Source organism: Spirosoma radiotolerans, assembly GCF_000974425.1.
Classification (GTDB): Bacteria; Bacteroidota; Bacteroidia; order Cytophagales; family Spirosomataceae; genus Spirosoma; species Spirosoma radiotolerans.
Window position 1 is genome coordinate 241,508 of the sequence record NZ_CP010429.1, and the last position, 13,785, is coordinate 255,292.

General features: G+C 45.8%; 15 protein-coding genes. 7 read left to right on the top strand and 8 right to left on the bottom strand.

The window, feature by feature from the left end:
- Positions 1 to 111: 111 nt before the first annotated feature.
- Both SD10_RS01010 and SD10_RS01015 read right to left on the bottom strand, forming a co-directional pair.
- The gene (locus SD10_RS01010) at positions 112 to 1,005 is read right to left on the bottom strand and encodes a helix-turn-helix domain-containing protein (protein WP_052731326.1); all 894 of its coding nucleotides are present in this window, start codon (positions 1,003 to 1,005) and stop codon (positions 112 to 114) included.
- A 74-nt stretch (positions 1,006 to 1,079) separates the two neighbouring features.
- Complete coding sequence (locus tag SD10_RS01015) at positions 1,080 to 1,844, bottom strand: SDR family NAD(P)-dependent oxidoreductase (protein WP_046375276.1); 765 nt, start codon at positions 1,842 to 1,844, stop codon at positions 1,080 to 1,082.
- Between the two features lie 616 nt (positions 1,845 to 2,460).
- Here SD10_RS01015 and SD10_RS01020 point away from each other — a divergent pair.
- On the top strand, positions 2,461 to 2,979 hold the full coding sequence (locus SD10_RS01020) for a DinB family protein (protein WP_046375277.1): 519 nt from the start codon (positions 2,461 to 2,463) through the stop codon (positions 2,977 to 2,979).
- A gap of 465 nt (positions 2,980 to 3,444) precedes the next feature.
- Here SD10_RS01020 and SD10_RS01025 read toward each other — a convergent pair whose 3' ends face one another.
- Positions 3,445 to 4,371, bottom strand: a complete 927-nt coding sequence (locus tag SD10_RS01025; RefSeq protein WP_046375278.1) for an EamA family transporter — start codon at positions 4,369 to 4,371, stop codon at positions 3,445 to 3,447.
- Positions 4,372 to 4,474: 103 nt separating this feature from the next.
- On the opposite strand from SD10_RS01025, the gene SD10_RS01030 reads away from it, so the two are divergent.
- Positions 4,475 to 5,089 (top strand): CGNR zinc finger domain-containing protein, encoded by a 615-nt coding sequence (locus SD10_RS01030; RefSeq protein ID WP_046375279.1) that lies wholly within the window; start codon positions 4,475 to 4,477, stop codon positions 5,087 to 5,089.
- A 220-nt stretch (positions 5,090 to 5,309) separates the two neighbouring features.
- Here the strand turns inward: SD10_RS01030 and SD10_RS01035 are convergent, their stop codons facing one another.
- The 3 genes from SD10_RS01035 to SD10_RS01045 form a co-directional block, all read right to left on the bottom strand.
- Complete coding sequence (locus tag SD10_RS01035; protein ID WP_046375280.1) at positions 5,310 to 5,714, bottom strand: hypothetical protein; 405 nt, start codon at positions 5,712 to 5,714, stop codon at positions 5,310 to 5,312.
- Positions 5,715 to 5,879: 165 nt separating this feature from the next.
- Positions 5,880 to 6,683, bottom strand: a complete 804-nt coding sequence (locus tag SD10_RS01040) for a bestrophin-like domain (protein WP_046375281.1) — start codon at positions 6,681 to 6,683, stop codon at positions 5,880 to 5,882.
- A gap of 269 nt (positions 6,684 to 6,952) precedes the next feature.
- Positions 6,953 to 7,312 carry a winged helix-turn-helix transcriptional regulator gene (locus SD10_RS01045; protein WP_046375282.1) on the bottom strand — a complete coding sequence of 120 codons (360 nt, stop codon included), beginning with the start codon at positions 7,310 to 7,312 and terminating at the stop codon, positions 6,953 to 6,955.
- 90 nt (positions 7,313 to 7,402) lie between these two features.
- Here SD10_RS01045 and SD10_RS01050 point away from each other — a divergent pair, with 90 nt between their 5' ends.
- The 3 genes from SD10_RS01050 to SD10_RS01060 all read left to right on the top strand — a co-directional run bounded on the left by SD10_RS01050 (position 7,403) and on the right by SD10_RS01060 (position 10,205).
- A complete protein-coding gene (locus SD10_RS01050) occupies positions 7,403 to 8,368 on the top strand; it encodes an aldo/keto reductase (protein ID WP_046375283.1) in 966 nt (321 codons plus the stop codon).
- Positions 8,369 to 8,480: 112 nt separating this feature from the next.
- Complete coding sequence (locus SD10_RS01055; protein WP_046375284.1) at positions 8,481 to 9,191, top strand: CPBP family intramembrane glutamic endopeptidase; 711 nt, start codon at positions 8,481 to 8,483, stop codon at positions 9,189 to 9,191.
- 342 nt (positions 9,192 to 9,533) lie between these two features.
- The gene (locus tag SD10_RS01060) at positions 9,534 to 10,205 is read left to right on the top strand and encodes a carbohydrate-binding protein (protein ID WP_046375285.1); all 672 of its coding nucleotides are present in this window, start codon (positions 9,534 to 9,536) and stop codon (positions 10,203 to 10,205) included.
- Positions 10,206 to 10,661: 456 nt separating this feature from the next.
- Here SD10_RS01060 and SD10_RS29295 read toward each other — a convergent pair whose 3' ends face one another.
- Entirely contained in the window at positions 10,662 to 11,111 is a 450-nt protein-coding gene (locus SD10_RS29295) for a hypothetical protein (RefSeq protein ID WP_148562359.1), read from the bottom strand.
- Positions 11,112 to 11,483: 372 nt separating this feature from the next.
- On the bottom strand, positions 11,484 to 11,978 hold the full coding sequence (locus SD10_RS01070; RefSeq protein ID WP_227699108.1) for an rRNA adenine methyltransferase: 495 nt from the start codon (positions 11,976 to 11,978) through the stop codon (positions 11,484 to 11,486).
- A gap of 308 nt (positions 11,979 to 12,286) precedes the next feature.
- Between SD10_RS01070 and SD10_RS29930 the strand changes: the two genes are divergently transcribed.
- Both SD10_RS29930 and SD10_RS01080 read left to right on the top strand, forming a co-directional pair.
- A complete protein-coding gene (locus tag SD10_RS29930) occupies positions 12,287 to 12,481 on the top strand; it encodes a hypothetical protein (protein ID WP_052731032.1) in 195 nt (64 codons plus the stop codon).
- A gap of 560 nt (positions 12,482 to 13,041) precedes the next feature.
- The gene (locus SD10_RS01080; RefSeq protein WP_046375287.1) at positions 13,042 to 13,668 is read left to right on the top strand and encodes a hypothetical protein; all 627 of its coding nucleotides are present in this window, start codon (positions 13,042 to 13,044) and stop codon (positions 13,666 to 13,668) included.
- The last annotated feature ends 117 nt before the right edge of the window (positions 13,669 to 13,785 follow it).

Below are 13,785 nucleotides of genomic sequence, written 5' to 3' on the forward strand. Positions count from 1 at the left end.
TCAGCATTGCTTCGGCAAAACCATATCTGAGTTGTTCAGGAACCCAGAGTCACAACTGCCTGGTGAGAAGGTTATAAGCGAGCCATTGATCCTTATCGAGACACAAGCTCATTAGTTCAACTGACGAAACTCTCTTGGCGAGTAACCGGTCTTATTTCTAAAGAGTTTAGTAAAATGCGAAGGATGCTCAAAGCCAAGATCGTAAGCAATCGAGCTAATTGGACGATCAGTACTCCATAACAAACTCTTTGCCTTGTCAATTAACTTCAAATGAATATGCTCGTTGGTCGACTTACCCGTGTATTTGGTTAGTAAGTCGGTCAAGTAGTTTGCCGATAAGTTGAGCTGTGAGGCAAAGTACTTAACGGTGGGCAATCCGACTTCGATTAAGTTGGTTTTGGAAAAATACTCACTCAAAATCCGATCGAAGGCTTCGACGACGTCGTTACTTGCTTTGGCTCGGCTTAAAAATTGCCGGTCGTAGAACCGGGAGCAGTAGGAAAGGAGCAAATCGAGATTGGTTACTATCAAATTCTGAGAGTGAGCATCTAAGTTGATCGATATTTCTCTGGTAATGTTGGCTAAGCAATTTTCCAGGATGTCTTTTTCGGCTTCTGAAATATGCAGGCTCTCATGGGTATCATAACCGAAAAAGGAGTATTCTGTCAGCTTCACGCCTTTTTCAGTGGCATACAAAAAATTGGGGTGGATGTAAATAGCCCATCCTTGGACCTTATTTTCCAGGCCAGGTGACAAAACCTGGTTTGGCGCTGTAAACATCAAAGAACCTTCCGAAAAGTCATAGTCTGTGCGTCCATATTTGAATGAACCCTCTATTTTCTTGCAAGCGATTGAATAGAGATCCAATCGATAGAAGACGCCTTCTTTTCGGTGTGACCTATCAACTTTTGATAAATCGACAACGGCTATCAGCGGATGAACGGGCTTTTCGTAGTGAAAAAAAGAAAGAAGTTCTGAAATAGATTTGATGTCGATGTATTCCACGGTCAACTAGCTAAACGAACGATCTGGTGTGACAAAATTAAAGGGCTAAACGCCAGGTTTGCCCCTTAACAAAATTAAATATAAACCCCGCCCCCTACTTCGATACGCTGCGCATTGACAAAACGACTGTCATCTGACAGCAGCGATGCCACAAAGCCGCCAATGTCGTCAGCATTTCCCAAACGCCCAAGAGCAGTCATAGCAGTAACTTGCGCGCGCTGGCTCTCATTGCCTTTTCCCCCGCCAAATTCAGTATCGATGGCCCCCGGCGCCACGCTGTTGACGCGAATCTTTCTGGCCGCATATTCCTTGGCAAAATATCTTGTCAGACTTTCTAGCGCCGATTTCAGGGCTCCATAGACCGCCACTCCGGGAAAAGCAAAACGTGCCAACCCTGATGATATATTAATGATTTGACCGCCATCAATTACCAGCGGGATCAATTTTTGGGTAAGGAAAAAGACGCCTTTGAAATTCACATTGACCAGTTCGTCAAAGATCTCCTCCGTTGTATCGGCAATAAGCGACCGTTGAGCAATGCCAGCGTTATTGACCAGATAGTCGAAGTCCTCACGGCCCCAGTTACTTTTGAGATCTTGCCGAACCTGGCTGGCAAAGCTGGTGAATGAAGCAGTGTCTGAGGTATCCAGATGTAAAGTAATAGCCTTACCTCCATTGCGATTAATGGTGTTCGCAACATCGTTGCCTAGCTCGGGATTTTTATTGTAGGTAATGATGACGCCAATGTTCCGTTTTGCTGCATGCAGCGCGATACTCTTACCGATACCCCGGCTTCCACCGGTTATTAAGACAATTTTAGGCTGGTGATTTGTGTCCATGTTTTTATATTTTGACTGGCACAAAGTTCAGCAACTGCAAAGGCACCAGCTACGACATTCTAAGGATATACTTATACATTCCACTCATGAGTTAAATAGTTTGGAAGCTATCGTGTCTCAGAAAACGCTCCAAAGTGAGACGACAATAGCATTAAGCAGGTTGGAGAAGCGTATTTTGGGTTGTGCTTGAGACGATACCTATCGCTTATTTCTAGCGAAATTGGTCCCGCTTCGGGTTGAACGTTCAGTTGAAACACTAACTACGGACAACAGAGCCGCTCGAATTTGATGAACTCAGCCAATTCGCCAATGAGGGCATTATCCAACCCATCGAACACCTACTCATAGCTGTTTAGATGCTCCACGGCGCGTGAGACCTTTTTGAAAAGCGTCTGACGGCTTTACGTCATATAGGATCAGAATACGATAGAGGGGCCTAATCTTTATAGCGGCTTTGTTCTTGACCTGGAGCCGCTTCACCAGCTAACATCATCACGCTAGCTGCTTCGAGTCGATTAATTACAGCTTCCTGAGTTCACTGCTGACATACGGCTGTCACCCAACTGGCTGTTCTTTGTGTTGGAAACAAATTGACAACTTCAACCAATAACAGGCTATGGAAAACACAGTTCAGCTTAACCAAATGATAGAGCAGATCGTCATCTCACCCCAACAACTTCTTGCCCATTGGCAGGGACACCGGGGGCTCACCCGCCGGTTGATCGAAGTCTACCCTGAGGAGCACTTCTTTTCGTATTCCCTGGGGAGCATGCGACCTTGTTCGGCACTGATTGATGAAGTGTTGCAGATGGCTGACCAGAGCATGCAGGGTGTGGTTTCGGGAGAGTGGCCTTCCTATGGCGAAGGTGCGGAGGCAGCGCCAAAAGCGACTACGAAGGAGCAGGTACTGGCCCAGTGGGATCGGGTGACCGAAAAGATTAATGCCTATTGGCCACAGATTCCCCTCACTCGTTTCCAGGAAGTTGATAAGGCATTTGGTTTGTATGAAGGGCCAATCTACTGGTTTCTTTTCTACCTGATCGACAATGAAATTCATCACCGCGGTCAGGCTTATGTCTACTTACGCACACTAGGGGTAGAACCGCCTGCTTTCTGGGATCGGCCTCAACACTAGTTCACTGGTAAGCTTCAGGGAGTGGTTCGTTTTACAAAAGCCTTTACCGATATAATGATTGGTAAAGGCTTTCTTTTGTATCATGCTGGAGGCATTCACTCGTGTTGATATCAGTTCTTCTATGGCGAGAGCACCACCATTCTAGTTCCTGCCTTTGGCTTCGGGTTGCCCGCCATTCAACGAAAACTGTATCAATGGACTACACACTAGTGGGTTTTTAGCAACTGACTTATATGTATCCAAAGGCGTACTTGCCTTTTGCGATAGTGGCTACGATAGTGGCTACTTTAACTGGCTCAACAGATGCTTTTTCGACGTTTCGACTTCGAGAAAGCAACCGAGAAATAAACGGTAATTTAAGCAGGTCTTTGATGGCTCAGTAATAGTTTGTGGTCCCGAAATTAGTTCTTGACCTACTCTTCATAAGGCTAAAACGGTAGGGTTTAGATTTGCTTATTAACCTGTCTAGGACTCCGTATGGACTGTACTTAGCTGAGTAAGCACCACTCCCGTTAAGACCACGGCCAACGCCAGCAATTGCGGGCCAGCAACGGGCTCTCCGGCTACCAGCCAGCCAATCAGTACGGCCACCAGCGGATTAACATACGTATGCGTGCTGACCAAGGCTGGCGGCTGAACAGTGACCAGCCACCCAAAGGCCAGATAAGCGATCAGCGAGCCAAACACGATTAAAAAGCCAAGGCCAATCCAGGCCGATTGCTCTACTGCCTTCAGATCAAAGTCAGCCCATTCCCCATTGGCCAAGGCAATCAAACCCGCAAAAAAACCAGCCGCCATCAGCTGGATCGTTGGGTGCCAAAGCGTATAGCGGCTTGGCTTTATACGCCGGGCAGCAAATAAGGTCCCCACTACCCACAACACGGAAGCCGCCACTACGATCACCGTACCTAAGAGTAAATTCTCAGACTGGATGGCTGGCGAGGTAGACTCAGGGGCAAAAAGAGTGAAGAAAACAATACCTAAGAAGCCAAGTAGCAGACCTGCAATCACTTGTTTATTGCGCCAATAGAGTTTCCATCGCGAATAATCCAACACGACAAACCAAAGTGGCTCGGTAGCTACAATCACGGCTGCCGATCCTGATGAGATATACTGCTCGGCAACCACCACCAGCCCCGAGCCCCCTACCAGCATGAGAATACCACTGATGGCCAAATCACGGATCTCGGCCCCGTGCGGAACCGCTTGTTTTTTGCCATAAGCCAGTGTAGCCAGTATCAAGGCCGCCACCACATAACGAAGGGCCGAGATGATAAAGGGGGGCAGGGCTTTGAGCGCGTATAAATTAGCCAGATAGGTGGTTCCCCAAATAAAATAGATGGCTATAAACGCCAGCACCAGCCATACCCGTGAGACGATTGCTGTTTTCATAGTATTACCTTCTAAATTCTTTTTGACGGTATGATTTATCTTCTAAGAACTATAACCTTCTATGCTTGTTTTAGTGGTAATAAAATTTCTTTACGTTTAGGCTATGGCAAAGCTCACTACAATCACCGAAATGGACCTGACGGGCGGGGTTGCCTGTCTTGATTTTGCCAATACAGCCCTTGACTTTGATACCCCCGTGGAGCGTTTGCATACATACACTGATCTACTGATTCTCGCCCGCCGGTTAAGCCTGCTGGATACGGAGGTACTTGACACCTTAACGGCTTTGGCCCAGGCAGATCCCAAACAGGCAGCCGGCGTGTTAGACAAAGCAAGAGAAGTACGGCAGTCGATGCTGACAGTTTTCGCATCGTTGGTCAAGGGGACGGTAGAAGCCCTTCCAGCTTCGGTTTTGACAGCTTTTAACGGGCACGTGAATGAAGCACTGAACCAACGAGGGTTTTCAGGGCAAGCGAACAAACTCACCTTAGATTGGCAAAGCTCTCAAATAAATCTACTGCAAGCAGTTTGGGTCTTTAGCTTGTCGGCCTACGAGTTATTGAGCGGTCAGGACCAAAGGCGAATTAAACAGTGCGGTGCCTGCCGCTGGTACTTCCTGGATGCCACCAAGAACCAGGGTCGGAAGTGGTGCGATATGCAAAGCTGTGGCAGTCACCAGAAGGCCCGGCGGTACTATCAACGAAAGAAACAGATGTAAGCCTATTCGTAGGAAAACGCTCCTATTCAAGAATTTGCTTCTCGATAGGGGCATCGTTCACCTGTTGTCCAATAGTAACTTCGCTAACCATAATCTACTCTATTCAGGCCTGTTTATAGGTCATACCCACCATCCATCCGGCATCAAACAATGTGCGTTTTATACCTTAAGAGAGGGCCTTGCCTGATAAAAGGTTACCCGGTACTCCGGGCAGGCTTTGTTAAAGTTCCAAGCCCTCCAACCGAAGTTTCGAAGAAGGCGTTACAACAATAGAACGACTTACGCCATCAAAATGAGCTGATCCAATGAGTTGCTTTTTAAATGTGAGAGTGTAATCGATTTGACCTGAGTGGCTAGCCGTCGTCTCTGTCACCACAACATTGCTGTACGCATAATTGATGTTTACTTTACCCGATTGGCCTTTTACAACCAGATTGATGTGGTTACCGTCAAATTCAGTTGCTTGAACTGTACCACTGGGATTATCATCCGTTGTAGTCGAGCTGGAGAACAAAATTAACTGGTATGTACCAGCCACATCCAGAGCCACCCGAGTGCTAATTGAAGGCCTGCAACCATTTATCAGACAGATTAGCAGCGTTAAAATATAAGGTAACGTTTTCATAGGTTAAGAAAACGAAAATAGTACAAGTGACTTGTTTATGAAGAAGTAAAAATAGTATATACAAGTTAATAAAATCGCATTAATGCTATATTCTTTACTTATCAATAAAGGGCGGTACAATGACCATCAGTAAGGGGTTGGTGTCGTTTGATGATTGAGCATGACCTATTGCGGTGAACGCAACTTTTCATCGGGCATCTGACTCAGTACCTGTTTAAATGACTCCGCGTCTATACTGAAATCTCCTCGAAAGGGGTTGTCCATAGCGGCCGTCAAAAACAGTAGTGAGCCCAGTAGTAGCGCCAATAAGATGGTTAAGCCCAAGTGATAGCCTACATGATCACTCACAAAAAACCAGGTGATGATAATGTTGATAAAGGAGCCTAAAATAATGATCCACCATAAAACAGCCGGCAAACTGCTAGTGCTGCCTTGCAGGCGATCGCGCCGAACTTTGGCCAGCTCGTTGTACTGTTCCAGCGCCTGTTCATGAATCAGGCGCAGACCGGCATCGGTGGGTACAAAATTAAATAACTCTCGTTTAAACTGGTAGAGGATACGGGTACTGGCCTGGGGCGTATTTCCCTGCCGCAGTTGGGGCCAATCCTGCTTAATTATGGCCTGGACATACGCTCGCAAATGCTGTTGCAAAAGCTGACGGTTGGGCATAGGGTACGAACTTACATCCTGATAGATGGCAGCTGTAATACCCGCTTCGTCATCCACTTCACCGGATAACGTCTGAAAGTTAGTCCACACGCCAGCCGCCACTAAGCCCAGGGCAATGCCATAGATGACCCCGGAAGCTCCCAGAAAGTAACTGACTAAATCGTTTTGCTGGTCGTGTTGATCAGCGTGTCGCCGAACCCATGGTCGGGTCGCGAGTAGTCCCAGCGTAGCAAAAGAGACGCTGATGCCCGTACAAAATAGAAAAAACAACCAGTTTGGTAATTCATAGATCCAATCCATCACGTCAAGGTAGGTTGACAAGGTGGCTCAAAGCTATTAAAGGGACTGTTTATTAGGGAAAGGTACCAGTCGCTATCCGGTTAAATGAGCATTAAACTGATTCTGTGCCCCTGGGTTCGTATTTTCGTGCTACCAGGTTATCCCCAATTCTCACTATCAGCTGCAATCTGGCTAGAGCAATCTATGTTTATTTACGTACCACCATTGTTCAGCTGTCAGCATCTGTGTCTGCTTCAAAAATAGGGCGTCTCGAGAGAGCAAGTTTAGGGTTACGCATAGTGCACGTTAGTAAACAGCGGCTCTAATACACCACGATGGTCTTCTCCCCATTTTGCGGTCAATTCAATAAGGGGGATTAGTGTTTCGCCAAGAGGGGTGAGACTATATTCTACCTTCAACGGCTTTTGATCAAAACTGGTTTTGTAAACGATACCATGTTCCACCAACTGGTTTAACTGGGTATCTAACAATCTCCGAGACGCTTTAGAAATTTTGCGATGCAGTTCGCCGGGCCGCTTGATGCCCGAATGAATGCTCCAGATAAGACTGATCTTCCACTTCCCATTCATTACTTCCATAAATAGGTGGAGACCGCAGTCGAGCTTAACAGGTAACTTTCTTTCGTACATACTACAAATATAAGATAGGTGAGGATCTATTAGATACGGCTGAATTTAGCCCTACTTGATTGTGCTTTACTCGCTCCTGACCTTTGTCGTATGAAACATAAATTATTTGGAACACAGACCGGTTTACCCGCTAGCGAACTGATACTAGGTGGCTCACAATTGGGGGATCGACGGGGGTATGGCACCGCCGTTCAAGACGCACTTCAGATACTCTCGGCTTATGCAGATGCGGGTGGAAATTTTATCGATGTTTCTGATCAGTATCAGTTTGGCGAAGCGGAAGAGACTGTCGGTAGGTTTATCGAGTACAAACGGCACGATTTTATTATTTGTACCAAGTATACCCGAAGCAACTTACCCAATCCTTCGCTGGCCAATGCCGGTAACCACCGCAAAGCTATGCGCCAGGGAGTAGAGGGTAGTTTGAGACGTCTGAAAACGGATTATATAGACCTGTATATACCGCATTTCGATGACGGTGTGACACCCTTAGAAGAAACGGTTCGTGGTCTGGAAGACCTGCTTAGCGCTGGTAAAGTTTTATATACAGGTCTGGCCAATTTCCCGGCCTGGAAAGCGGCTGCCATTGCGACTTCTACACCGCTGAAGGCAATCCAATTTGAATACAACCTCTTACAACGAACAGCAGAACGGGAGCTGACGCCAATGGCGGAGCACTTCGGTTTGGGTATGATGGGTTATTCTCCGCTGGCGGGAGGATTGCTGACAGGGAAATACCGACAGGGATCATCTGGGCGACTGACTCTTTCTGCGGCTGGCGATTATCAGGAAGACGAGCGAACAAAGACCATACTTGATCAACTGGAGTTATTGGCCAACGAACTCAAAGCAACGCCGGGGCAGATTGCGTTAGCGTGGGCGTTGAGTAAAGGCGTCTTTCCGATCATTGGCGCTCGAACACTAGCGCATCTTGAGACAAGTTTAAGGGCGGTCGATATTCGTTTACAGGCGGATCAGGTAAATCTTTTGGATGAAATCAGTGCCATTGCGTTGGGGTATCCGCAGGAACTGCTGGCAACCGTACAGAAAAAATAGGGAGCCATTATGCAGACTCACCTAATGTGGTGGTATTTTACCGTGAAACCTGCTTGTTTGCCTTTCTTGGGCTTGCAAGCCCAGGTTTTACCACATTGGAAAAATCACCTCGATGAACGACTATTTAATCGTGTCTATTGCCTTCATACTCTTAGCCCTGTTTGGATTTCTAGGGAGTAGGATGCGACTACTTCATGACAAAATTTACATTCCATTTTGTTTGAGCAGTTTCATCTTTGCAGGATTGTATAGTATTCAAGTTACGCGTCAATTTGTAGTGTCATTGTTGGGCCTCAGCGACAAGTTGAATCGTGTATTGTTTTATGATTACGGAAACGGGCTTCTGGGGTTACTTCCCGTAGCACTTGCCCTCCTGCTTATCGGCAAGTACCTGCTAAAAATGGATTATAATGATCAATGGAGTGGGACAACTACGTATACTTTACTTTCGTTAAAATATGGATTGATGGCCGCAACAATACTAGCCGCTATTCCATTACTGATTCTTGCTTCAAGGGGACAAAAGTTCAGTCCTGAAATAGATGTTTATCGCTACGGAATCAATTGTGTTACCAATCTGTATGAAGAAATAATTTGTCGAGGGTTACTGTTGGCTTGTTGCGTTCGCTATTGGACTAGAATGTGGGCCGTCGTCTGGACCTCGGTGGTATTCGGCCTGGCTCATGGGTTAACCGAAAAGAGTATAGCCATTGCGTTGGGGGCTGGCCTAATGGCATGGGCTGTACTAAAGGCAAAAAGTTTGTGGGCGGGTTGGACCAGCCATCAACTGACGGACATGATAGTCGATACGTTTTTACCATAAGTGGATAAAGCGGCCGATTGGTAAGGTTATCTGGGTAGCAATGGATTGAGAGGTAAGGCCTCTTCCAGAAATACATTCTTTGAAGAGGCACTTCTTGAATCGGCCAATTGACTCAACCTCGGGCAGCTATTGACCAGCAATGGATTTCTAAATTCATTTTGCAGCCGAACTACTGAATACGCTTGGACATATGCCCTAACTGTTTCGCAACGGCTGGTAGATGTAGTCTAACGATGCCTTTACGTTCATAAATCTCTCTATCGTTAGCCTCACTACATACTACTCACTATAGGGAGCAACCGATTGGTAGAATGAATAATCCATTGTTTCCCACATACTCGCATGAACAACAAATTCTTCAGCTTTGCCATCCTTTTAACCACAGTTGCTTCAGTCGCTGTGGGGCAAGTACCAACCGGATATAAAGGCAAACCCTTTACAGATGCCGAATACACAAAGGGAGTTCAAACGATCCCAGGTCGACTGGAGTTGGCTTATTATGACCTGGGTGGAGAAGGAGTGGCTTATCATGATACCGATCCGATCAATAAAGGGAGCGGAGAACTTAACCGTAAACCCGATCATCAGCGGCCCGGCGTTCCACTTGCTCTGGTGCACTTCAGGGAGCAGGAAGGAGTCGATATTTCATTTACCAAGGACTTTGCCGACTTTAATCATCCCAACAAAGTCGACCCCAAAGTAAATCAATTGTACATTGGCTGGCAGGAAGATGGGGAATGGACAAATTATACGGTTGATGTAAAAGTACCAGGCCTCTATAAAATCATCACAGTCTATGGTTATCAGGATAACAAATCGTCCTTATGGCTGAATAATAAAAAAGCGGTTGAGTTGGTACTGCCGGAGAATACGGGCGACTTTCATCACTGGACTCAGGCAACGGTCGGGCAGATTAGCTTTCCCGTTGGTGGACTTAATTTGCTTACCCTGCATTATAATAAGGGGTCTAATCTGGCCTATCTGGATTTTGTACTGGTCAAGGCATTACCTTAGTACAGGCCTGACACTATGAGTTGCTGCCTTTTCAGGTGCTAATGGGTTGGCTTATGCCAGTTTAAGATTGTACGATGAATCGGTACGAGCAGAAAGTATGGAATACCGAATTCGCCTTCTTGTATCGATTTAGCAGGCGTGAATTATAATCATGCTACCAAAATAACTCAAACGCTCGCTGCGTGACAACAATCAGAGAAACAACATGTTCGCTAAGTGAAAATACATTTCGCAGTCGGTAAATGGACTAGACTTTCTAGCCACGTAGAATGCCTATCTGCTTATTCTCATAAAATCCTCCCTATTATGAGCCAAGTCTGCTTCGGTTAAGTTGGTTACATAAAAAAGAGTCGGCAACATCTAGTAGCCGACTCATACTCATTGACACGAAACAGTAAGAAAAAATAATCCTTTCAGCCAAGCTAAACCTTCGTCAATGGGTCTCCATCTCATTAACTAGTTGTTAGGCGGAGTAGTACCCGTAGATCCAGAGGAAGAAGAACTAGTGCCCTGACTGCCGCTCATACTTTTTGATCGACGGCCGCTACGACCTTGTGTTGAGCCCTGAGAACTCGAATTGCCATCATTGGTTGTCGTACCACTGGTTGAACCGTCATTCATCGTTCCGTTACTGGATGAGTTTGTGCCCATTGTTGAACGGCGTCCTGATCTATTGCGATTCATCTTGCTACTACCCGACGAACTGGAGCCATTGTCCGAACTGGTGCCCATGGTTGAGCCGTTGCTTGTTCCATTAGTTGACGAGGTGCCATTTTGACTGGCAGATCCATTTGTTCTGTTTCCTGTGCTACTATTTGATGTCGTTCCATTGGTAGCCGATTGCGCCTGGGCGCTGAAAGAGGCTACGGCCAATAGCATAGCCCCCATTAATACGATCTTTTTCATAACCTTGAGTTTGTTAGTTGTAGATCAACCAGTTGGTTGAATGGTAGCATAACCCTGTGGACCGACTTAGTGTTATCGTTTCATAGACAAATTATCAAATGGTATATTGTTAATATTTTTTTGCAGTATCTTAAAGCGTATGCAACTGATGGCGCTTGAGAAATATTAAAAAATTGATGTCTTCCCAAAGGCTCCTTAGTGGGACCAGGAACCTTGCTTTATCTGATCCCAGGTGAGACGAAAAGGCTCTCTTGGTTTAAACCGGATGTTTGACAGCACCCCCCATATACTGGAAGTAGGGCCTTCTCATTCCCTAGCTTTATCTCTACCAGTAGGGTATGCTAGTACTCTCAGAAACAGATAAGAATAGCGCTAAGGAATTACCCGCTGTAAACCGCTTTCGATTCCTTGTTTAATCATCTTTCCATAGCCTTCAGCGGGCAGATGATCAACATAGGAAAGGGCCAGTTGGTAATGGTGCTTGGCCTGATCTAAAGCCCCTAAGTCTTCGTACCCTTTGCCTATATTTAAATATAAGGAGGGATAACTAGCGTTCAGGCTACCATCTTGAATTTGGAGAGCCCAGTGTAAAGCGATCAGATCCCACTCTAGTTTTTGAGTTGCTGAGTCTTGATGGCGTGCCAAATAATGAGCTGCTGTAAACTTTTCAAGCTCGGTAGTGGCCAAGCCCCACGCCTGTGCGAAAAGATTTTTTGCCTGATCTGGACTTTCAGCTTCCATCTCCATTCCTCTGACGCAAAGTTGGATAATGGGGTTAGTAGAGTCAAATTGCATATACAGGGAGACTAATCTACGCAAATAAAGGATTTTACGAAAAGGCTCCTGCTTGAGACGAATGAGTTTCATGCAGAAGGTAGTACTACTACCTGTCTAACTCAACTCGTGGCATACATCTTTCGATTCACTGAAGTATTTGTAACGTGAAATCGCGCCTTCTGGTAAAGGTAAAATTACCTGACTTTGTAGTCGCAAAGGAAACGCCTGATGAAACCAGTTGCCTGACCTCAACATCTGCTCCTACGAGATGTGCCTGACCACATCAATGATAGTGAAATCCTTTCCTGGCTCTACTTCAGAGAGGTCAACCGGCAGCATATCAATGCCATTAAGGCCTTGACTGACTTTACTGATACATCATTTCGGACTGGCTTAATGTGAGCGTCAAAACCTTCCGCGAATATAAAAAGCCACCAACGACCTTTAAGGAAAACGTCAAAGAACAGGTGCTCCTCCTGTTAGCCCTGGTTCCTTCGGCGATCATTATCTACGAACACAATTACATCATCAACACTGAACATTCAGACTTTAGTCAGCATGTTCAGTTGGTAAGAACTGAGGACTACTTTTAGGATTCCAGGCTTCTATAAGCGCTATGAAGGTAAAGGGAAGCGTATGTTGGAACCCTGTATAGAGAGCCCAGGCAAGGTTCAGAGGCCTGCTTCATAAAAGGGGCGATTAATTAGATGGTTTATTTCAATCCCTACTGAATATGAATCGTAGCATACGGTCAACTTTCTGCTAATGATATACCGCCACTCAAATTAAACAATCAGAGCGTGTGTTAATTTACACGGTTTTGGAGACTTTAACGTTCAAGGAGTAAACCCTTGGCCAACTTGGCTATTATCGTGCTGCCCAATACTGTCTCTTAATGGGTCTCCCTCCGACTGCATGGGCACAACTTCAAAAGCCTTAAGGAAAACAAATCTGTTTCTTCACTCAGCACATACTGACTTGCATGATCATTTTGTCATGGTATTTGCGAATCAATGGCCTTGTCGCTTCTTGCCTGGTTTCTTTATCGACCTGTTGGGGTCAGTATTATTCACCAGATTCTCTCTTAAATCAGTACAAAACTCACCCCGCTTACTATTATCTTAAACCGGCCGTTGGATTACACTGGTCCAGTATGACCAGACAGGGAGACAACGGTTTTACGAATGCTGATGCCTTCGATTTACGGAATTCACGGTATGGCCTGCTTGTTGGTTATCATATCGGACGAGTGACTGTCGAAAGTGGAGCCACTACTCTCCCAGTTTATACCGGGTATCGATTTGTGGTTGATCCAGGTTTCGTTGTGGGTAGTGCCACAAAAGTTACTTACTGGCAGTTCTCGTTAAACATCCAGTATACCATTTGGCGCCCGGCCAAACAATTAGACTTGAATGCCCTGGCAGGCTTAGCTGTCAACACAGAATTAGGGGAAAGCCTCTTATCTCCCACTTACCAAACTATAGCCACCAAGACGAATCCAGATGGTAGTCAGACGACTACTCGCTCCACTATTACCACTCTGTATAGAAAAAATTTTCTTTCCTCAAGCTTGGGCGTTAGCCTTACCTACCAGCTAGCAAGCCTATTCGATATAAATGTGCAGGTGAATCGCCTATTCAGTAGTAAGAATATTGTGAATCGATCGGCCCAACTTCAGCAGAGTGGGAATTCCTCTTCATACAATGTTACGACAAAAGCTGGAGCTGGTGGGCTAAGCGCGTTATTGAGTGTAACCTATCGATTTAAGACAACAAACTGACCGATCTATACGAATCAGAAATAATAGCACCTGCTTAATCCAATTAATTACCTTTCATAATCTCTATTGACCTCCAGGCCTGTTTGTATTGTAGCTACAGAAAGCTTCCTATTGCTT